Annotated in this window: 16 protein-coding genes and 2 pseudogenes; 5 read left to right on the top strand and 13 right to left on the bottom strand. The window is 73.4% G+C overall.

The genetic code is table 11. From position 1 onward, the window contains the following. Positions 1-17: 17 nt before the first annotated feature. Positions 18-125, top strand: a pseudogene (locus tag HYE82_RS20465) (MarC family protein); the annotation flags it as partial. A gap of 10 nt (positions 126-135) precedes the next feature. Here HYE82_RS20465 and HYE82_RS20460 read toward each other — a convergent pair. The 7 genes from HYE82_RS20460 to hrcA all read right to left on the bottom strand — a co-directional run bounded on the left by HYE82_RS20460 (position 136) and on the right by hrcA (position 6,984). Then, entirely contained in the window at positions 136-1,233 is a 1,098-nt protein-coding gene (locus tag HYE82_RS20460) for a PfkB family carbohydrate kinase (protein ID WP_179175566.1), read from the bottom strand. A 174-nt stretch (positions 1,234-1,407) separates the two neighbouring features. Continuing rightward, positions 1,408-2,319 carry a ribonuclease Z gene (locus HYE82_RS20455; protein ID WP_179175565.1) on the bottom strand — a complete coding sequence of 304 codons (912 nt, stop codon included), beginning with the start codon at positions 2,317-2,319 and terminating at the stop codon, positions 1,408-1,410. Positions 2,320-2,323: 4 nt separating this feature from the next. Continuing rightward, entirely contained in the window at positions 2,324-2,683 is a 360-nt protein-coding gene (locus HYE82_RS20450) for a histidine triad nucleotide-binding protein (protein WP_179175564.1), read from the bottom strand. A 162-nt stretch (positions 2,684-2,845) separates the two neighbouring features. Next, positions 2,846-3,592, bottom strand: a complete 747-nt coding sequence (locus HYE82_RS20445) for a 16S rRNA (uracil(1498)-N(3))-methyltransferase (RefSeq protein WP_179175563.1) — start codon at positions 3,590-3,592, stop codon at positions 2,846-2,848. Then, entirely contained in the window at positions 3,589-4,680 is a 1,092-nt protein-coding gene (locus HYE82_RS20440; protein WP_179175562.1) for a nitronate monooxygenase, read from the bottom strand. The genes HYE82_RS20445 and HYE82_RS20440 overlap by 4 nt, the downstream gene beginning before the upstream one ends. A 147-nt stretch (positions 4,681-4,827) precedes the next feature. Then, on the bottom strand, positions 4,828-5,967 hold the full coding sequence (dnaJ, locus tag HYE82_RS20435) for a molecular chaperone DnaJ (protein ID WP_179175561.1): 1,140 nt from the start codon (positions 5,965-5,967) through the stop codon (positions 4,828-4,830). After that, complete coding sequence (gene hrcA / locus HYE82_RS20430) at positions 5,968-6,984, bottom strand: heat-inducible transcriptional repressor HrcA (protein ID WP_179175560.1); 1,017 nt, start codon at positions 6,982-6,984, stop codon at positions 5,968-5,970. It lies immediately after the preceding gene. A gap of 144 nt (positions 6,985-7,128) precedes the next feature. Here hrcA and HYE82_RS20425 point away from each other — a divergent pair, with 144 nt between their 5' ends. Then, a complete protein-coding gene (locus HYE82_RS20425; protein ID WP_179175559.1) occupies positions 7,129-7,890 on the top strand; it encodes an MBL fold metallo-hydrolase in 762 nt (253 codons plus the stop codon). Next, positions 7,883-8,680: a DUF3097 domain-containing protein gene (locus HYE82_RS20420; RefSeq protein WP_179175558.1), complete on the top strand. Its 798-nt coding sequence runs from the start codon at positions 7,883-7,885 to the stop codon at positions 8,678-8,680. The genes HYE82_RS20425 and HYE82_RS20420 overlap by 8 nt, the downstream gene beginning before the upstream one ends. A gap of 84 nt (positions 8,681-8,764) precedes the next feature. On the opposite strand, the gene hemW is transcribed toward HYE82_RS20420, so the two are convergent. The 3 genes from hemW to lepA all read right to left on the bottom strand — a co-directional run bounded on the left by hemW (position 8,765) and on the right by lepA (position 14,126). Beyond that, positions 8,765-9,967, bottom strand: a complete 1,203-nt coding sequence (hemW, locus tag HYE82_RS20415) for a radical SAM family heme chaperone HemW (RefSeq protein WP_218782854.1) — start codon at positions 9,965-9,967, stop codon at positions 8,765-8,767. Positions 9,968-10,121: 154 nt separating this feature from the next. Continuing rightward, positions 10,122-12,011, bottom strand: coding sequence for a long-chain fatty acid--CoA ligase (locus HYE82_RS20410; RefSeq protein ID WP_179175556.1), 1,890 nt, complete (start codon positions 12,009-12,011; stop codon positions 10,122-10,124). A 249-nt stretch (positions 12,012-12,260) separates the two neighbouring features. Further along, positions 12,261-14,126: a translation elongation factor 4 gene (gene lepA, locus HYE82_RS20405; protein WP_179175555.1), complete on the bottom strand. Its 1,866-nt coding sequence runs from the start codon at positions 14,124-14,126 to the stop codon at positions 12,261-12,263. Between the two features lie 199 nt (positions 14,127-14,325). Between lepA and rpsT the strand changes: the two genes are divergently transcribed. Further along, positions 14,326-14,592 (top strand): 30S ribosomal protein S20, encoded by a 267-nt coding sequence (gene rpsT, locus HYE82_RS20400; protein ID WP_179175554.1) that lies wholly within the window; start codon positions 14,326-14,328, stop codon positions 14,590-14,592. A gap of 135 nt (positions 14,593-14,727) precedes the next feature. Here rpsT and holA read toward each other — a convergent pair whose 3' ends face one another. After that, positions 14,728-15,726, bottom strand: coding sequence for a DNA polymerase III subunit delta (gene holA, locus HYE82_RS20395; protein WP_179175553.1), 999 nt, complete (start codon positions 15,724-15,726; stop codon positions 14,728-14,730). A 61-nt stretch (positions 15,727-15,787) separates the two neighbouring features. On the opposite strand from holA, the gene HYE82_RS20390 reads away from it, so the two are divergent. After that, positions 15,788-16,030 (top strand): hypothetical protein, encoded by a 243-nt coding sequence (locus tag HYE82_RS20390; protein WP_179175552.1) that lies wholly within the window; start codon positions 15,788-15,790, stop codon positions 16,028-16,030. An 8-nt stretch (positions 16,031-16,038) separates the two neighbouring features. Here the strand turns inward: HYE82_RS20390 and HYE82_RS20385 are convergent, their stop codons facing one another. Both HYE82_RS20385 and HYE82_RS20380 read right to left on the bottom strand, forming a co-directional pair. After that, positions 16,039-16,920 (bottom strand): YceI family protein, encoded by an 882-nt coding sequence (locus HYE82_RS20385; protein ID WP_179175551.1) that lies wholly within the window; start codon positions 16,918-16,920, stop codon positions 16,039-16,041. Positions 16,921-17,056: 136 nt separating this feature from the next. After that, positions 17,057-19,249 (bottom strand): annotated as a pseudogene (locus HYE82_RS20380) (ComEC/Rec2 family competence protein); the annotation flags it as partial. Between the last annotated feature and the right edge of the window lie 65 nt (positions 19,250-19,314).

Here is a 19,314-nt window from a genome sequence, read left to right as displayed (position 1 = left end):
CTCTGCAAGGCATCACTGTGTTCGACTTCGCCGTATTCGGATCCCTATTTCTCACGCTTTTTGTGATTATGGACCCGCCGGGGATCACGCCGATCTTCCTCGCCCTGACCTCCGGCCGGCCGGGTGTCGGGGTCGCTACGCGAAGTGGCGGAAGCCGATCGTCGGGACCGCGCGGCGCCGGGGTCCCCGGGCCGCGTCCCGCGGGATGAGCTCGTCCAGGAAGGCGTAGCGGTCGCGGAGCCCGTCCGGGGCGGTCTGCCACCAGTGGGCCACCTCGGGCCAGCCCGGGGCCGACAGGGAGCCGCCGAACTCCTGGACGGACAGGGCCGCCGTCAGGCCCGCGAAGGCGAGCCGGTCGGCCAGCGGCCACCCGGCCAGCGTGCCGGTGACGAACCCGGCCACGTAGACGTCCCCGGCCCCGGTCGGGTCCAGCGCGTCCACGGCGATCCCCGGCACCTCCACCGTCTCGCCGGTCCCCGAGTCCACCGCGTACGAGCCCTCGGGGCCCAGCGTTACCACGGCGACCGGCACCCGGTCGGCCAGCGCCCGCGCCGCCGCTCTCGGACACGCCGTCCGCGTGTACCGCATCGCCTCCCCTGCGTTCGGCAGGAACGCGTCGCAGTGCTCCAGGTCGGTCAGCGCACCGAGGTCCCACCGCCCCGTCTCGTCCCACCCCACGTCCGCGAAGATCAGCGATCCGCGGCGGGCCGCCTCCCCGATCCAGCCGTCCGCCCGGCCCGGGGCCAGCGAGGCCACGGCCGCCCGCGTGCGCGGCGGGCACTGCGGGAAGGGGGCGGGGCCGCCCGGGGGCGGCGCCTCGTGGCCGTGCGAGACCATCGTGCGCTCGCCCTCGTAGGCCATCGAGACGGTGACCGGGCTGTGCCAGCCGGGGACGGTCCGCGACATGGACAGGTCGATGCCCTCGCCCTGCTCCAGCGCGTCCCAGCAGTACTCGCCGTAGTGGTCGTCGCCGAAGGCCGCGGCGAGCGAGGTGCGCAGGCCGAGCCGGGCGAGGGCGGTGGCCATGTTGGCCACCCCGCCGGGGCTGGAGCCCATGCCGCGCGCCCAGGACTCCGTACCGCGCACCGGGGCGGAGTCGAGGCCGGTGAAGATGATGTCGAGGAAGACCGTTCCGGTCAGGAAGACGTCGCACCCCGGGTCCTGGGGGTCGCGCAGCGGACCGAGGGGGTCCAGGTCGGCGGTGCGGCTGAGTCGGCTGTCCCGGTTGGTCACGGTGCACTCCCCGATCGGCGCGAAGGGTCGTCTCTGCCGGCGGCCGTTCCGGCGGAAGGCCGGCAGCCCTGACCGTCCGGGCCGGACTCAAACCCCAGTGTGGCGTACGTCACCGCCGGGCCGCTCCCCGGAACGGCCCGGCGGCCGCGGCCACGGGGCCGGCCGGAGGCCCCGTCAGTCCTGGCGCCGCTTGGGCAGGGGCACCCTGGCGAGGTCCGCTGCGATGGTCAGCTCGCCCTCGAAGCCGGCTGCGCGCGCCTGGCGCTCGAACTCGCAGGGGTCGCCGTACCGCTGCGAGAAGTGCGTCAGCACCAGGTGGCGCACGCCGCCGTCGCGGGCGACGCGGGCCGCCTGGCCGGCGGTCAGGTGCCCGTGGTCGGCGGCCAGCTGCGCGTCCTCGTCGAGGAAGGTGGACTCGATGACGAGCATGTCGCACCCCCGGGCGAGTTCCTCGACGCCGGGGCAGAGCCTGGTGTCCATGACGAAGGCGAAGCTCTGGCCGGGCCGGAGCTCGCTGACGTCGTCGAGGGTGACCCCGTCCAGACGGCCCTCGCGCTGTATCCGGCCCACGTCGGGTCCCTTGATGCCGTACCGGGCGAGGAGTTCGGGCAGCATGCGGCGCCCGTCGGGCTCGGTGAGCCGGTAGCCGAAGGACTCCACCGGGTGGGAGAGGCGGCGGGCCTGCAGGACGTACGAGGGCTCCTCGGCCAGCGTTCCGTCCTGCGCCACGGGCTCCTCGCGCAGTTGCACGGTCTCCCGGTAGGCGGTGGCGTACCGGAGGCGGTCGAAGAACTCCTGCCCGGAGGCCGGGTAGTGCGCGGTGACCGGGTGCGGGACCTGGTCGAGGTTGATGCGCTGGATCACCCCGGCGAGGCCGAGGCTGTGGTCGCCGTGGAAGTGGGTGACGCAGATCCGGTTGATGTCGTGCGCGGCCACCCCCGCGCGGAGCATCTGGCGCTGGGTCCCCTCGCCCGGGTCGAAGAGGATCCCCTCGCCGTCCCAGCGCAGGAGGTAGCCGTTGTGGTTGCGGTGGCGGGTGGGCACCTGGCTGGCGGTGCCCAGGACCACGAATTCGCGTACGGACACGGTGTTATCCCGGCGGCCACTGCAGGCCGCGCCCGCCGAGGAGGTGCGCGTGCGCGTGGAAGACCGTCTGGCCCGCGCCGGAACCGGTGTTGAACACGATCCGGTAGCCGTGGTCGTCGACCTTCTCCCGGGCGGCGATGGCCCCGGCCTCGCGCAGTACGTCGGCGGCGAGCTCGGGCGCCCCGGCGGCCAGCGAAGCGGCGTCGGGGTAGTGCGCCTTGGGGATGACGAGCACGTGCGTGGGGGCCTGCGGGTTGATGTCGCGGAAGGCGACGACCGTCTCGGTCTCCAGGACCACGGTCGCCGGGACCTGCCCCGCGATGATCTTGCAGAACAGGCAGTCCGCCTGCGGTTCGCCGGCCATCGATGTGCCTTCCGTGAGGTGAGTGAGTCCGTGAGGTACGTGAGGTGCGTGAGTGCGTGGGCTGAGGTGTGGTGCGGTGGGGCGGCCCGGGCGGTGCCGCCCGCGTCGGTGGTGATCAGCCTGGAGATCGTATCCGGCGCCGCCCCGCCCCCACCGCAGATTTCAGGACCAGCGGCCGGTCCGGGCCAGCAGGACCGCCGCCGCCGCGGTGCCCGCGGTGGAGGTCCGCAGCACCGAGGGCCCCAGGCGGAGGGGCCGGGCGCCCGCCTCCGCGAAGAGGGCCAGCTCCTCGGGCGAGACCCCGCCCTCGGGGCCGACCACGAGGACGATGGAGCCCGCGGCCGGGAGGTCGGCCGTGGCCAGGGCGCCCGAGGGGTGGTTGCGGTCCTCGTGGAGCACCGCCGCCAGGTCGGCGTCGGCCAGCAGGGCCGCGACCTGCTTGGTGGTCATGGCCTCGGCCACCTCGGGGAAGCGGACCCGGCGGGACTGCTTGCCCGCCTCGCGCGCGGTGTTGCGCCACTTGGCCAGCGACTTGGCGCCGCGGTCGCCGCGCCACTGGGTGATGCAGCGTGAGGCCTGCCAGGGGACGATCGCGTCCACGCCGGTCTCGGTCATGGTCTCGACGGCCAGCTCGCCGCGGTCGCCCTTGGGCAGGGCCTGTACCACGGTGATCCGCACGGTCGGCGCGGGCTCCTCCCGGATGGTGCGGAGGTCCGCGACGACCAGCCGGTCCTTGCCCTCGGCGGCCTTGACCACGCCTTCCGTCCAGCGGCCGGCCCCGTCGGTGAGGACCACGTCCTCGCCGGGGTTCAGCCGCTTCACGGAGACCGCGTGCCGGCCCTCCGGGCCGTCCAGCACGAACTCCGGCCCCGCGGGGACCTCTTCGACCACGAACACGGGGGCGGTCATGACGTACTCCTCTGCTGCATGTCGTTCAACGTGCTCTGTGCCTCGGCCAGTTCCGCCGCCAGCACCTCCACCAGCTCCCCCGCCGGCATCGCCCGCGCCAGCCGGTGCCCCTGCCCGGCCCACAGGGCCATGCCCTGCGGGTCGCCGGCCGCGGCGGCGGCCTTGCGCAGCCCGGCGGTCATGTGGTGGATCTGCGGGTAGGCGGCGGGGGCGTAGGGGCCGTGCTCCCGCATGAAGCGGTTGACCAGGCCGCGGGCCGGGCGCCCGGAGAAGGCCCTGGTGAGCTCGGTGTGCGGGAACAGGGGGTCCGTCAGCGCCTTCTTGTGCAGCGGGTGCGCCCCGGACTCGGGGCAGGCGAGGAACGCCGTGCCGAGCTGGGCCGCCTCGGCGCCGGCGGCCAGCAGCGCCGCGATCTGCGAGCCGCGCATCAGCCCGCCCGCCGCGATGATCGGGAGGCCCACGGCCTCGCGCACCTGCGCCACGAGCGCGAGCAGGCCGACCCCGGCGGTGGCGTCGGCCTGCGGGTCGTCGCGGTGCGTGCCCTGGTGGCCGCCCGCCTCGACGCCCTGCACGCAGACGGCGTCGGCGCCGGCGGCCTCGGCGGCGCGGGCCTCGTCGACGGCGGTGACGGTGACGACGCTGTACGTGCCCGCCTCGCGCAGGGAGGCGATGACGGCGGGCGTGGGGCAGCCGAAGGTGAACGACACCACCGGGACCGGGTCCTCCAGGAGGATCGCCAGTTTGGCGTCGTAGCCGTCGTCGCTGGTGCCGAGGGTGTCCTCTTCGGCGATCGATACGTCGTACCAGCTGGCCTCACCGGCGAGTTGGCCGCGGTAGGCCTCGACGGCGGCCTGGTCGACGGGGCCGGTCTGCGGCATGAACAGGTTCACGCCGAACGGGCGCCTGGTGAGCGCCCGGAGCCGTTTGATCTCCTGGTACATGCCGTCGGCGGTCTTGTAGCCGCCGGCCAGGAAGCCCAGGGCGCCCGCCTCGCACACGGCGGCGGCGAGCGGCGGACAGGAGGCCCCGCCCGCCATGGGAGCCTGCACGACCGGGTACCGCTGGAGACCGCTCAGTGCCAAGGACATGCCCTGCATCGTGCCACGTCCCGCGCACGGCGCCGAATCATCGCGGACGCCCCGCCCGGGCCGCTTTCCCGGGGCAGGCGCCGGGCCCGGCCCGGGGCTTCCCCGGACCGGGCCCGTACGCGGTGCGCGCGGTGTTCCGCCGGCCGCTCAGCGGCCGTTGAACGCGTCCTTCAGGCGGCTGAAGAGGCCCTGCTGGCCCGGCGCGAACTGGCCCATCGGCCGCTCCTCGCCGCGCAGCTTGGCGAGCTGGCGCAGCAGCTCCTCCTGCTGGGCGTCCAGCTTGCCCGGGGTCTGGACCTCGACGTGGACGATCAGGTCGCCCCGGCCGCCGCCGCGCAGGTGGGTCACGCCGCGGCCGTGGAGCGGGATCGACTGGCCGGACTGGGTGCCGGGCCGGATGTCGACCTCCTCCATGCCGTCGAGCGTCTCCAGCGGGCACTTGGTGCCGAGGGCCGCCGCCGTCATGGGGATGGTCACCGTGCAGTGCAGGTCGTCGCCGCGCCGCTGGAAGACCGGGTGCGGAAGCTCGTGGATCTCCACGTACAGGTCGCCGGCGGGGCCGCCGCCGGGGCCGACCTCGCCCTCGCCCGCGAGCTGGATCCGGGTGCCGTTCTCGACACCGGCCGGGATCTTGACCGTGAGGCTGCGGCGGGAGCGGACCCGGCCGTCGCCCGCGCACTCGGGGCACGGGGTCGGGACGACGGTGCCGAAGCCCTGGCACTGGGGGCAGGGGCGCGAGGTCATGACCTGGCCCAGGAAGGACCGGGTGACCTGCGACACCTCACCGCGGCCGCGGCACATGTCACACGTCTGCGCCGAGGTGCCGGGCGCGGCACCCTCGCCGGAGCAGGTGGTGCACACCACGGCGGTGTCGACCTGGATGTCCTTGGTCGTGCCGAAGGCGGCCTCGTCCAGCTCCAGGTCGAGGCGGATCATGGCGTCCTGGCCGCGGCGGGTGCGCGAGCGCGGGCCGCGCTGCGCCGCCTGGCCGAAGAAGGCGTCCATGATGTCGGAGAAGTTGCCGAAGCCGCCCGCTCCGAAGCCGCCGGCGCCACCGCCGCCGCCCGAGGAGGACAGCGGGTCACCGCCGAGGTCGTAGACCTGCTTCTTCTGCGGGTCCGAGAGCACCTCGTACGCCGCGTTGATCTCCTTGAAGCGCTCCTGCGTCTTCGGGTCCGGGTTCACGTCCGGGTGGAGTTCGCGCGCGAGGCGGCGGAAGGCCTTCTTGATCTCGTCCTGCGATGCGTCGCGGCGTACGCCGAGTACGGCGTAATAGTCGGTGGCCACTTACGACTCCGCCAGGATCTGTCCGACGTAACGTGCCACTGCGCGTACCGCTCCCATCGTTCCGGGGTAGTCCATGCGGGTCGGTCCGACCACGCCGAGTTTGGCGACAGTTTCGCCGCCCGAACCGTAGCCGACCGACACGACGGACGTGGAGTTCAGTCCCTCGTAGGCGTTCTCGTGCCCGATTCGTACAGCCATGCCCGATTCACTGGCCTCGCCGAGGAGCTTGAGGAGCACGACCTGCTCCTCCAACGCCTCCAGCACCGGCCTGATCGTCAGGGGGAAATCGTGTCCGGAGCGCGTGAGGTTGGCGGTGCCGCCGATCATCAGCCGCTCCTCCGCCTCCTCCGCCAGCGTCTCCAGCAGTGTCTGCAGCACGGTCGCGACCGTGGTCCGGTCGTCGGGCTCGAAGGCCTCGGGCAGGTCCTGCACGAGCCTCGGCACGTCGGTGAACCGGCGGCCGACCACCCTGCTGTTGAGCCGCGCCCGCAGATCGGCGAGCGAGGCCTCGGCGAACGGCGCCTGGCAGTCGACGAGCCGCTGTTCGACCCGGCCCGTGTCGGTGATCAGCACGAGCATCAGGCGCGCGGGCGCCAGCGCGAGCAGTTCCACGTGGCGGACCGTGGAGCGGGTCAGCGAGGGGTACTGCACGATCGCGACCTGCCGGGTCAGCGTCGAGAGCAGCCGCACCGTCCGGGCGACGACGTCGTCGAGGTCGACGGCGCCGTCCAGGAAGTTCTGGATGGCCCGGCGCTCCGGCGTCGAGAGCGGCTTGACGTCCGCCAGCTTGTCGACGAAGAGGCGGTAGCCCTTGTCGGTGGGGATCCGGCCGGCGCTCGTGTGCGGCTGGGCGATGTAGCCCTCGTCCTCCAGGACGGCCATGTCGTTGCGCACCGTGGCGGGCGAGACGCCGAGCTTGTGGCGCTCGGTCAGCGCCTTGGAGCCGACCGGCTCCTCCGTCCCGACATAGTCCTGGACGATGGCGCGGAGCACCTCGAGTCTGCGTTCGCTGAGCATCGCGCACACCTCCACCTGTGATGCGGGTCGTCGTGGTCCACTGCTTCTGGCACTCGCCTCGTCGGAGTGCCAGCGATCCCCCGGCCAGTGTACGGCCGGGCAGTACGCGGCTAGCAAGGGTGGCCCGCCAGGTAGCGTCGCGGTATGGACGTACGGTGGGAAGACACGGATTGGGAACGTTTGACACGGCGGACCGGCCGCAAGCGTCTCCCGGTGTGGGATTGCACGGTGGGACTGGTGGTCGGGGACGAGTCCGTCCTCGTGATCGACCCCGGTTCGAGCGTTCGGGAGGGGGCCTCGCTCAGGGCCGAGGCCGAGCGGCTGACGGGTCGGCGCGTGACCCATATCGCATTCACGCACGGACATTTCGATCACGTCCTGGGGAGTGCGGCCTTCTCCGGCGCCGAGGTCTACGGGGCGGTCGGACTGGACGGCGAACTCGTCTCGGGACGCGATGAGCTCCGCGACGGCGCGGTGCGCCAGGGCCTGGACGCGGCCGAGGCCGCCGAGGCCGCCGACCTGCTGGTGCCGCCGCGGCACCTGGTGTCGGGCGAGTGGACCCTGGACCTGGGCGGGGTACAGGTGCTGCTGGCCAACGTCGGGCCCGGCCACACCCCCTACGACCTCGCCGTCTTCGTGCCGGGCGAGCGCGAGACGGTCTTCTGCGGCGACCTCGTGGAGGAGTCCGGCGAACCCCAGGCGGGCCGTGACGCGGTGCCCGAGCAGTGGCCGGCGGCCATGGACCGGCTGCTGGCCCTGGGAGGGGAGGACGCCCTGTACGTGCCGGGGCACGGGGCGGTGGTCGACGCGGCCTTCGTCCGTGCGCAACGCGACACGCTGGCCGCACGGTTCGGCGTGTCGGACCCCGGCGCGCGCCCGCTCTCCCCGGGGCGGCCGGATGCGTGACTACTCCCCCGACCTGACGCCGCCGTGGAAGCGCGCCGCGGCCGTGCCCGAGGTGCCGGCCGAACCCGACCTGGTGGTCGAGGTGGCCGGGACGGACTTCTGCGGCGCCGTGGTGGCCTGCGAGGCGGGCACGGTGACCCTGGAGGACCGCTTCGGCAAGCGGCGGGTCTTCCCCCTGCAGCCACGCGGCTTCCTGCTGGAGGGCGCCGTGGTCACCCTGGTCCGGCCCGTCCGGGGACCGGCGGCGCCGCGGCGCACCGCCTCCGGCTCGATCGCCGTCCCGGGGGCTCGGGCCCGCGTGGCGCGGGCGGGGCGGATCTACGTGGAGGGCCGGCACGACGCCGAGCTGGTCGAGCGGGTGTGGGGCGACGACCTGCGGATCGAGGGCGTCGTCGTGCAGTACCTGGAGGGCGTCGACCATCTGCCCGCCATCGTCGCCGGGTTCGCGCCCGGCCCGGACGCCCGGCTGGGCGTCCTGGTGGACCACCTGGTCCCCGGCTCGAAGGAGTCCCGGATCGCGGCGGCCGTCGCCTCCGACGACGTCCTGGTGCTGGGCCACCCGTACGTGGACGTCTGGCAGGCCGTGAAGCCGTCCGCACTGGGCATCCCGGCCTGGCCCGAGGTCCCGCGGGGCCAGGACTGGAAGACGGGCGTCTGCCGTGCGCTGGGCTGGCCGGAGAACACGGGGGCCGCCTGGCAGCACGTCCTGTCCCGCGTGACGTCGTACAAGGACCTGGAGCCCGCCCTGCTGGGCGCGGTGGAGCACCTGATCGACCACGTCACGGCCTGACCGCCCCGCGGCGCCCGCGGCCCCGCCGCGGCCGACCGGGGCGTGTGGGACGGCCGGGGCCGGGTCGGCTCGCGTCGGCCGGCGTCAGTCGACCAGGTCGCGGACCACCGCGTCGGCCAGCAGCCGCCCCCGCAGGGTGAGCACGGCGCGGCCGGCCGCGTACGGCCCGGGCTCCAGCAGGCCGTCCTCCAGGGCGCGGCGGGAGGCCGCCAGGCCGGCCGGGGCCAGCAGGGACAGCGGGCAGCCGGCCACGAGCCGCAGCTCCAGCAGGATCCGCTCGACGCGCCGGTCCTCCTCGGACAGCAGTTCGCGGCCGGCTCCGGGGGACCGGCCCCCGGCCAGCGCGGCCGCGTAGGCGCCGGGGTGCTTCACGTTCCACCAGCGCACGCCGCCGACGTGGCTGTGCGCGCCGGGGCCCGCGCCCCACCAGTCCGCGCCCCGCCAGTACAGCTCGTTGTGCAGGCAGCGGCCGGCCTCGGACGCGGCCCAGTTGGAGACCTCGTACCAGGAGTAGCCGGCCGCGGCGAGCACCTCGTCCGCGATCAGGTACCGGTCCGCGTGGACGTCGTCGTCGGTCATGGGGACCTCGCCGCGGCGGATGCGGCGGGCGAGCTGCGTGCCCTCCTCGACGATCAGGGCGTACGCGGAGATGTGGTCCGGGCCGGCGCCGAGGGCGGCGTCCAGCGAGGCCCGCCAGTCGTCGTCCGACTCCCCCGGCGTGCCGTAGATCAGGTCCAGGTTGACGTGCTCGAAGCCCGCCCGGCGGGCTTCCGCGACGCAGGCCTCGGGGCGGCCCGGGGTGTGCGTGCGGTCGAGCACCTTCAGGACGTGCTGCTTCGCGCTCTGCATGCCGAAGGAGATCCGGTTGAAGCCGCCGGCCCGCAGCTCGGCCAGGTACTCCGGGCCGACCGACTCCGGGTTGGCCTCCGTGGTGATCTCGGCGTCCTCCGCCAGGCCGAACTCGTCCCGGACGGCCGCGAGCATGCGGACCAGGTGCGCGGCGGGCAGCAGGGTGGGCGTGCCGCCGCCGACGAACACCGTGCGGACGGGCCGCTGGTCGTCGCCGAGGACCTTGCGGGCGAGGCGCACCTCGTCGACGAGGGTGTCGGCGTAGTTCTCGCGGGAGGCGAGCACGCCGCCGGAGCCGCGCAGCTCGGTCGCGGTGTACGTGTTGAAGTCGCAGTACCCGCAGCGGGTGGCGCAGTACGGGACGTGCAGGTAGAACCCGAGCGGACGGTCCCCGGCAGCCGCCAGGGCGTGCGACGGCAGCGTGCCGTCTTCGGGCATGGGCTCGCCGTCGGGCAGTGCGGAAGGCATGCCCCCATTGTCCCGTACGCGGGCCGGGGCCCGGCCGGGCGGGCGCCCGGTCGGGCGCCGCGGCGGGAGGCCCGACGGGCCGCCGGGCCCCGTACCGCAGGGCTCAGGCCCCGTACCGCAGGGTTCAGGCCTCGCGGGCGCCCTCGTACATCTCGTCGATCAGGTGCTTGAACTCACGCTCGACGACCGGTCGCTTCAGTTTGAGGCTGGGCGTGAGGTCGCCGTGCTCCACGTCGAGGTCGCGCGGCAGGATCCGGAACTTCTTGACCGTCTGCCAGCGCTGCAGGCCCTCGTTGAGGGTCTGTACGTACGTCTCGATCAGCCGGTTCGTCTCCGGGGCGGCCAGGACCTCGGCGTACGACTTGCCCTCCAGCCCGTTCTCGGCGGCCCAGCCCACGATCGCGGCCTCGTCGAGGGCGACCAGGGCGGAGCAGAAGTTCCGGTCGGCGCCGTGCACGACGATGCTCGACACGTACGGGCAGATCGCCTTGAACTGGCCCTCGATCTCGGCCGGTGCCACGTACTTGCCGCCGGAGGTCTTGATCAGGTCCTTCTTGCGGTCCGTGATGCGCAGGTAGCCGTCGGGCGAGAGCTCGCCGATGTCGCCGGTGTGAAGCCAGCCGTCCTCCTCCAGCACCTCGGCGGTCTTGTCGGGCTGGCCGTGGTAGCCCTGCATGATGCCGGGGCCGCGCAGCAGGATCTCGCCGTCGTCGGCGATGCGGACCTCGGTGCCGGGGAGCGGCTTGCCGACCGTGCCGGTGCGGTAGGCCTCGCCGGGGTTGACGAAGGAGGCCGCGCTGGACTCGGTCAGGCCGTAGCCCTCCAGGATGTGGATGCCGGCGCCGGAGAAGAAGTAGCCGATCTCCGGGGCCAGGGCCGAGGCGCCGGAGACGGCGGCGCGCAGCCGGCCGCCGAAGGCCTGGCGCAGCTTGGAGTAGACGAGGGCGTCGGCGATCCTGTGCTTGGTGGTGAGGCCGAAGGGGGCGGTGGCCCGGCCGGTGCGGCGGTAGTTGTCCTGGGTGACCTTGGCATACTCGCGGGCGACGCCGACGGCCCACTGGAAGATCTTGTACTTGGCGCCGCCGCCGGCGCGGGCCTTGGCCGCGGCCCCGTTGTAGACCTTCTCGAAGATGCGCGGGACGGCCGCCATGTAGGTCGGCTGGACGACCGGCAGGTTCTCGACGATCTTGTCGATGCGGCCGTCGACGGCGGTGACGTGTCCGACCTCGATCTGGCCGGAGGTCAGGACCTTGCCGAAGACGTGGGCCAGCGGCAGCCACAGGTACTGGACGTCCTCGGCGGTGATCAGGCCGGTGGCCACGGTGGCCTTGGCCATGTACGACCAGTTGTCGTGCGGCAGCCGGACACCCTTGGGGCGGCCGGTGGTGCCCGAGGTGTAGATGAGGGTGGCGAGCTGGTCGGCGGTGATGGCGCCGATGCGCTCCTCGACCGCCTGCGGGTACTCGGTGAGGTACTGCTTGCCGCGGGCCTCCAGATCGGCGAGGGAGATCACCCAGCCCTCCGGGTCGCCCGCGGCGGGTACCGCGTCGGCGGCCTCCAGGACGACGACGTGCCGCAGGTCGGGCAGGTCGGCGCGGCGCTCGCGGGCCTTGGCCAGCTGGGCGGCGTCCTCCGCGATCAGGACCCGGCTGGCCGAGTCCTCCAGGATGAACGCGGACTCGTCGGCGTTGGTGCTGGGGTAGATGGTGGTGACCGCGCCGCCCGCGCACATCACGCCCAGGTCGCTCAGGATCCACTCGACGCGGGTGTTGGAGGCCAGCGCGACGCGGTCCTCGGACTTGAGGCCGAGGTCGATCAGGCCGGCGGCGATGGCGAAGACCCGCTCGGCCGCCTGGCCCCAGCTCAGCGACTTCCAGTCGTCCGGGCCGCCACCGGATGCCGAGGGCACCGGGTACCGGTAGGCCTCGGCGTTGGGCGTGGCGGCGACACGCTCCAGGAAGAGGGCCGCCACGGTGGGCGGACGGTTCTCGATCAGGGTCTGTGTGTCGCTCACGGACGTCCTCCGGACCACGCGGCAGGGCCTGCCGTCCCGGGGTGGGCGGCGGCTTCCGACAGGGCTGGCAGCAGAATCTGCGGCCAAGGGATGGTGACTGGCGGGTAACCAACGGCAGTGATCAGGGTAGGGGCCCTCCGCCTGACGCGTAAGGGCCCTTGAGCCGCCGATTCATAACGAAACAGGCCCCCGCATGTGTACGCGGGGGCCTGTTTGGCATGCAAGGACCGGGCTGCCGGCGGCGGACTGCTACTTCTTCTTGCCGCCGGAGTCGTCACTCGACAGGACGGCGATGAAGGCCTCCTGCGGGACCTCCACGGAGCCGACCATCTTCATGCGCTTCTTGCCTTCCTTCTGCTTCTCCAGCAGCTTCCGCTTGCGGGAGATGTCACCGCCGTAGCACTTGGCGAGGACGTCCTTGCGGATGGCGCGGATGGTCTCGCGGGCGATGACGCGCGAGCCGATGGCGGCCTGGATCGGCACCTCGAAGGCCTGCCGCGGGATGAGCTCGCGCAGCTTGGCGACGAGGCGCACGCCGTAGGCGTAGGCGGCGTCCTTGTGGGTGACGGCGGAGAAGGCGTCGACCTTGTCGCCGTGCAGCAGGATGTCGACCTTGACCAGGCTGGCCGCCTGCTCGCCGGTGGGCTCGTAGTCGAGGGAGGCGTAACCGCGCGTCTTGGACTTCAGCTGGTCGAAGAAGTCGAAGACGATCTCCGCGAGCGGCAGGGTGTAGCGGATCTCGACGCGGTCCTCGGAGAGGTAGTCCATGCCGAGCAGCGTGCCGCGGCGGGTCTGGCACAGCTCCATGATCGCGCCGATGAACTCGGTGGGCGCGAGCACGGTGGCCCGCACGACCGGCTCGAACACGTCGCGGATCTTGCCCTCGGGGAACTCGCTCGGGTTGGTGACCGTGACCTCCGTGCCGTCCTCCAGCACGACGCGGTAGACCACGTTCGGAGCGGTGGCGATCAGGTCGAGGCCGAACTCGCGCTCCAGGCGCTCGCGGACCACGTCCAGGTGGAGCAGGCCGAGGAAGCCGACGCGGAAGCCGAAGCCGAGGGCCGCGGAGGTCTCCGGCTCGTACACCAGGGCGGCGTCGTTGAGCTGGAGCTTGTCCAGGGCCTCGCGCAGCTCCGGGTAGTCCGAGCCGTCGAGCGGGTACAGGCCCGAGAAGACCATCGGCTTCGGGTCCTTGTAGCCGCCGAGCGCCTCGGTCGCACCGCCGGTCTGCTGGGTGATCGTGTCACCGACCTTGGACTGGCGGACGTCCTTCACACCCGTGATCAGGTAGCCCACCTCGCCGACGGAGAGGCCGTCGGCAGGCAGCATCTCGGGCGAGTTGGTGCCGATCTCCAGCAGCTCGTGGGTGGCGCCGGTGGACATCATCCGGATGCGCTCGCGCTTGTTGAGCGTGCCGTCGACCACACGGACGTAGGTGACCACGCCGCGGTACGAGTCGTAGACCGAGTCGAAGATCATCGCGCGGGCGGGGGCGTCCTTGACGCCGACCGGCGCCGGGACGGTCTGCACCACGCGGTCGAGCAGCACGTCCACGCCGACACCGGTCTTCGCGGAGACCCGCAGCACGTCGTCGGGCTCGCAGCCGACCAGGTTCGCCAGCTCCTCGGCGAACTTCTCCGGCTGGGCCGCCGGAAGGTCGATCTTGTTGAGCACCGGGACGATGGTCAGGTCGTTCTCCATCGCCAGGTACAGGTTGGCGAGGGTCTGCGCCTCGATGCCCTGGGCGGCGTCCACCAGGAGGATCGTGCCCTCGCACGCGGCGAGGGAGCGCGAGACCTCATAGGTGAAGTCGACGTGCCCGGGGGTGTCGATCATGTTGAGGATGTGCGTCTTGCCCACCCCGTCGCCCGTGGTGGGCGCCCAGGGCAGTCGGACCGCCTGGGACTTGATCGTGATGCCGCGCTCACGCTCGATGTCCATGCGGTCGAGGTACTGGGCACGCATCTGCCGCTGGTCGACGACACCGGTGAGCTGCAGCATCCGGTCGGCAAGCGTCGACTTGCCGTGGTCGATGTGCGCGATGATGCAGAAATTGCGGATCAGCGCCGGGTCGGTACGGCTCGGCTCGGGCACGTGGCTGGGGATGGCGGGCACGCAGTGTCCTGATTCTCGGGTCGCAGAAGCGTTGGGTCGGATCTGTACGCAGGTTCCATGGTCCCATGGACGGGGCAGTGCGCTCGGTTTGGGCCACCCCGAGGGCCCCTGGTAGCCTGGGCAGCTGTGTCTCGTATGCCCTCTCAGCAGGCGGGGCACAAACCGGAAGATCAAACTCTGAACCTGAAAAGGCTCTTTCGTGGCGAACATCAAGTCCCAGATCAAGCGGAACAAGACGAACGAGAAGGCGCGCCTTCGCAACAAGTCCGTCAAGTCCGAGCTCCGCACCTTCATCCGCAAGGCCAACGAGGCCGTCGTCGCCGGCGACGTCGAGAAGGCCACCGCTGCGGCGCGCGTCGCCTCGCGGAAGCTGGACAAGGCTGTGTCGAAGGGTGTCATCCACAAGAACGCCGCCGCCAACAAGAAGTCGGCGCTGGCCTCCAAGGTTGCCTCCCTCCAGGGCTGAGCACTCGATGTGATCGCCGGGAAGGACCCAGCGGGCCCTCTCATCCGCTCCTGACCGGCACCCCAGCGCCGCACGCGGCCTGCGTTCGCCACGCGGGTGCGGCGCACATATCGGTAACCGAAGGCCCCGGCCCGGTCAGTACGCGGGACGGCGGGGGCGGGCCGCGCGGGCGACGGCCACCACGGCCTTCTCCAGGGCGTACTCCGGGTCGTCTCCGCCGCCCTTGACGCCCGCGTCGGCCTCGGCGACCGCGCGGAGGGCGTCGGCGACCCCGTCGGCCGACCAGCCCCGCATCTGCTGGCGCACTCGATCGATCTTCCACGGCGGCATGCCCAGGTCGCGGGCCAGGTCGGCGGGGCGGGCGCCGCGCGGGGCCGAGGCGAGCTTGCCGATCGCCCGGACCGCCTGCGCGAGGGCACTGGTGATCAGCACCGGAGCAACCCCGGTCGCCAGCGACCACCGCAGGGCCTCCAATGCCTCCGCCGCGCGCCCCTCGACCGCCCGGTCGGCGACCGTGAAGCTCGACGCCTCGGCCCGGCCCGTGTAGTAGCGGCCGACCACGGCCTCGTCGACGGTGCCCTCGACGTCCGCACAGAGCTGCGCCACCGCGCTCGCCAGCTCCCGCAGGTCGCTGCCGATCGCGTCGACCAGCGTCTGGCAGGCCTCCGGGGTCGCCGACCGGCCCAGCGTGCGGAACTCGCCGCGGACGAACGCCAGCCGGTCGGCCGCCTTCGTCATCTTCGGGCAGGCGACCTCCCGGGCTCCCGCCTTGCGGGCCGCGTCCAGCAGGCCCTTGCCCTTCACGCCGCCGGCGTGGAGGAGCACGAGGACGATCTCCTCGATGGGCGCGGCGATGTACGCCTTGACCTCCTTGACCGAGTCCGCGGACAGGTCCTGGGCGTTGCGTACGACCAGCACCTTCTGCTCGGAGAACAGCGAGGGGCTGGTGAGCTCGGCCAGCGTGCCGGGCTGGAGCTGGTCCGACGTCAGATCGCGCACGTCCGTGTCGGGGTCGGCGGCGCGGGCTGCCGCCACCACCTCCCGTACGGCGCGGTCGAGCAGCAGGTCCTCCTGCCCCACCGCGAGGGTGAGCGGGGCGAGCGGATTGTCGGTGGAATTCTTCCTGGTGGCCATCGCCCCCAGCATCCCATGCCGCGCCGACAGTCCCCCGCGCCGCGTACCCGAGAATGGTCGGGTGAATGCGCGACATGTACTGGTGCTGCCCGACCGCGACGCCGCGGAGGAGGTGGCCGAGGAGGTCGTCGACCGCTTCGGCCTGGCGGAAGAGCCGCAGCTGGTCCGCGACGCCCTGGCCGGCGAGGACGACGCCGAGGACGCCCAGTGGCTGGTGGTCGTCGAGGATCCGCGGCAACGGCTCGACACCGCGGCACTGGACGGTCTCGCCGCCGAGTACGAGGGCTGGCTGGAGGCCCCGTAGGGCCGGGCTCAGGCCTTGCGGAGGATCTGCACGTCCAGCGTCACGTCCACGCTCGAACCGATGGCCATGATTCCGTTGGCCAGCACCGACTGCCATTTCAGGGCGAAGTCCTCGCGGTTGAGTTCGGCGGAGGCCCGGCAGGCGGCGCGCGGCTCGCCTTCCAGGCCCGTGCCCAGCCCCAGGTACTCGGTGTCCAGGGTCACCGACCGGCTGGTGCCGTGCAGGGTCAGCGCGCCCGCAACGGCCCAGCGGCTGCCGCTGCGGTGGATGAACCGCTCGCTGTAGAACTCCACGGTCGGGTAGTGGGCCGCGTCCAGGAAGTCCGCCGACCTCAGGTGGTCGTCGCGCATCTTCAGACCGGTGTCGATGCTCGCCGCGTCGATGATCACGTGCATGGAGGACTCCTCCATGCGGTCGGCGATCCGCACCGCCCCGGCGAAGGTGTTGAACCGGCCCCGGATCCGGGCGAGTCCGATGTGCCGGGCCGTGAACGCGATCGACGAGTGCGCCGGGTCGAGCTCCCAGTGCCCGGGCTGCGGCAGCAGCGGCGGTTCCACCGCGTCGAGGATGATCTCGGCGGTGCCGGACTGTGCCGCATCCCCCACGATCGCCGCCCCGTGGAACGGGGCGAAGCCCTCGGCGGTGACCGTGAGCCGGTACTCCCCCTCCGGTACGGCCGCCGCGAACCCGCCGTACGGGTCCGTCTCGCCGCTGACGACGGGCCGGCCGATCGGGTCGGTCACCTCGAACGCGGCCCGGCGGACGGGCTGGTGGACGGTGTCCAGGACCCGGCAGCTCAGGAGATGCGCCGCATGAGGCAGCGTCAGTGTCGCAACGGTGTGCGAAGCGCTGCTTCCGGCCGTGTCTTTCCCTCTTCGGCGTACGAACATGGTTGGTGCACCCCCGTGCTGTGTGGACATGTCCCGCTGTGGCGAAGACGCATTCGATCATGCTGTCGGGTTGTGGGCAAACAGAGCGCGGACGCACGCTTCGGACGTGCCGTCGCCGGGTCGCCCGCGACGGGAACGCCTGCAGCCGGGGCCCACTGCCGGTGATCGCGACGGAGCCGTGGGTGTCGGTGCGCAGGACCGTCGCGCCCAGCGACCGCAGCCGCCGCAGGGTCCCCTGGGCGGGGTGTCCGTAGCGGTTTGCCGCACCGACCGGGACGACGGCGAGCCTCGGCCGGACCTGCTCGAGCAGGGCGGCGTCCTGGTGGGCGGAGCCGTGATGGGCGACCTTGAGGACGTCGACCGGCCCCAGCTCCGGGTGGCCGCCCCGCAGAGCCTGCTGGGCGGGCGGTTCGAGGTCGCCGAGGAGCAGCAGGGTCAGCCCGGCGGTGCGGACCAGCAGGGCCACGCTCGCGTCGTTCGGCCCGTCGGTGGGCGGTCCGCCGGGCGGCGGCCACAGCACCTGCCAGGCGAGCGGCCCGGCCCGGCGCCGCTCCCCCGCCACCGCCGCGGCGACGGGCACGCCGGCTGCCGCCGCGGTCCGCCGGACGAACCCCGCCTGCCCGGCCGGCTCGTCCAGCACGGTGGTCTGGATGACCCCCACCGTCCGGCCCCGCAGGACCCCCTGCAGGCCCCCGACGTGGTCCGCGTGGAAGTGGGTCAGCAGGAGCAGCGGCACCCGCCGCACCCGGAGCGCGCGCAGGCACTCGTCCACCGGGCCCGGTTCGGGCCCCGCGTCCACCACGACGGCCGTTCCGGGCCCGGCCGCGAGGACACCGGCATCACCCTGCCCGACCGCACACTGCACGTAACTCCAGTCGGGCGGCGGCCAGCCGGTGAGCGTGCGGGTGAGCTGCGGCGGCCGCAGCACGGCAAGGAACAGCAGCAGGCACAGCGCGCAGCACGCCCACGGGCGGCGCAGGAGCCGCGTTCCGAAGACCGCGGCGGCCACCGTCACGGCGGCGAGCAGCAGCCCCCCGCCGAGGCCGCCCGGCCAGGCCAGCTCCGCTCCCGGCAGCCGCGCCCCTCCCCGGGCCACGGCGGCGATCCACCCGGCCGGCACCGCCGCGCACCGGGCGAGCAGCTCCGCGGTCGGCGGGGACAGCGGCGCCACCGCGAGCACGGCGAAGCCGAGGACGGTCGCCGGACCCGCCGCGAGCTCGGCGAGCAGGTTGCACGGCACCCCGACCAGGCTCACCCGCGCCGACAGCACCACCACCACGGGCGCGCAGACGGCCTGGGCCGCGGCAGCAGCCCCCAGCGCATCGGCGAGCCGGGGCCGCATCCCGCGCCGCCGCAGGGCCCCGCTCCAGCGCGGGGCGAGCGTCAGCAGGGACCCGGTGGCCAGGACGGACAGCAGGAATCCGGGGCTTCGGGCCAGCCACGGGTCGCAGAGCACCAGCAGCAGGACGGCGGCGGCCAGGGCGGGGAGCAGGGATCTGCGCCGGCCCGTGGCGATGGCCAGCAGGGTGACCGCCCCGCAGGCCGCGGCCCGCAGCACACTCGGCTCGGGACGGCAGACGACCACGAACGCCAGCGTCAGCGCCGTGCCCACGAGGGCGGTGGCCCGCAGGGAGAGCCCGAGCCGCGGGGCGAGCCCGCGCCGCTCGGCCTGCTGCGCGCGGGCCGGCGGTCCGAGGAGCAGGAACAGCACCACGGTCAGGTTCGACCCGGAAACGGCCAGCAGGTGCAGCAGGTCGGTGGCCCGGAACGCCTCGTCCAGCTCCGGCGGTACCCGGGAGGTGTCTCCGACCACGAGGGCCGGCAGGAGGGCCCTGGCGTCCGGTGCGAGCCCGTCGGTGGCGTCGCGCAGCCCGGCCCGCAGCCGCCCGGCCGGCCGCTGGACGGCGTCGGGGCCACCGGTCACCCGGGGCGCGGCGTCCCCGGCGGGCCGCAGCAGCGCCACGGCCCGTTCCCCGTCCCGCCCCGGCGCGAGGCGGGCCTCCACCGCGACCCGGGTGGAGGGCAGCAGCCCGCCCCAGCCGGGATGCCCGGCCAGGACGCGGACCGGGGTCGCGACCCGCATCGGGACACCCCCGGGCACGCTCACCCGGGTCACCACCGCGTCCAGCACCACCACGGGCGGGCCCCCACCCGTACGGGTGCTCCGCGGGTCGGAGGCGACCGTGAGCTCGGCGAGGACACGGGCGTGGTCCCGGGCCAGGCCGCCCACCGGCCCGGCCCGCGCCTCGGCCCGGGCGAGGGCCGCCACCCCGGCTCCGGCGGCCGCGCACAGCAGGGCGAGGGCGGCGGCGGTTCCGGCCCGCCACAGCCGGGCGGGTCGGCGGCATCCGGCGAGGAGCAGCAGCCCGGCGGCCGCCACCCCGAGCCCCGCCC

The sequence above is a fragment of the Streptomyces sp. BR123 genome, from assembly GCF_013401435.1.
Lineage (GTDB): Bacteria > Actinomycetota > Actinomycetes > Streptomycetales > Streptomycetaceae > Streptomyces.
Note: the sequence above shows the minus strand (reverse complement) of the source record. Positions and strands in the feature narration are given on the sequence as shown.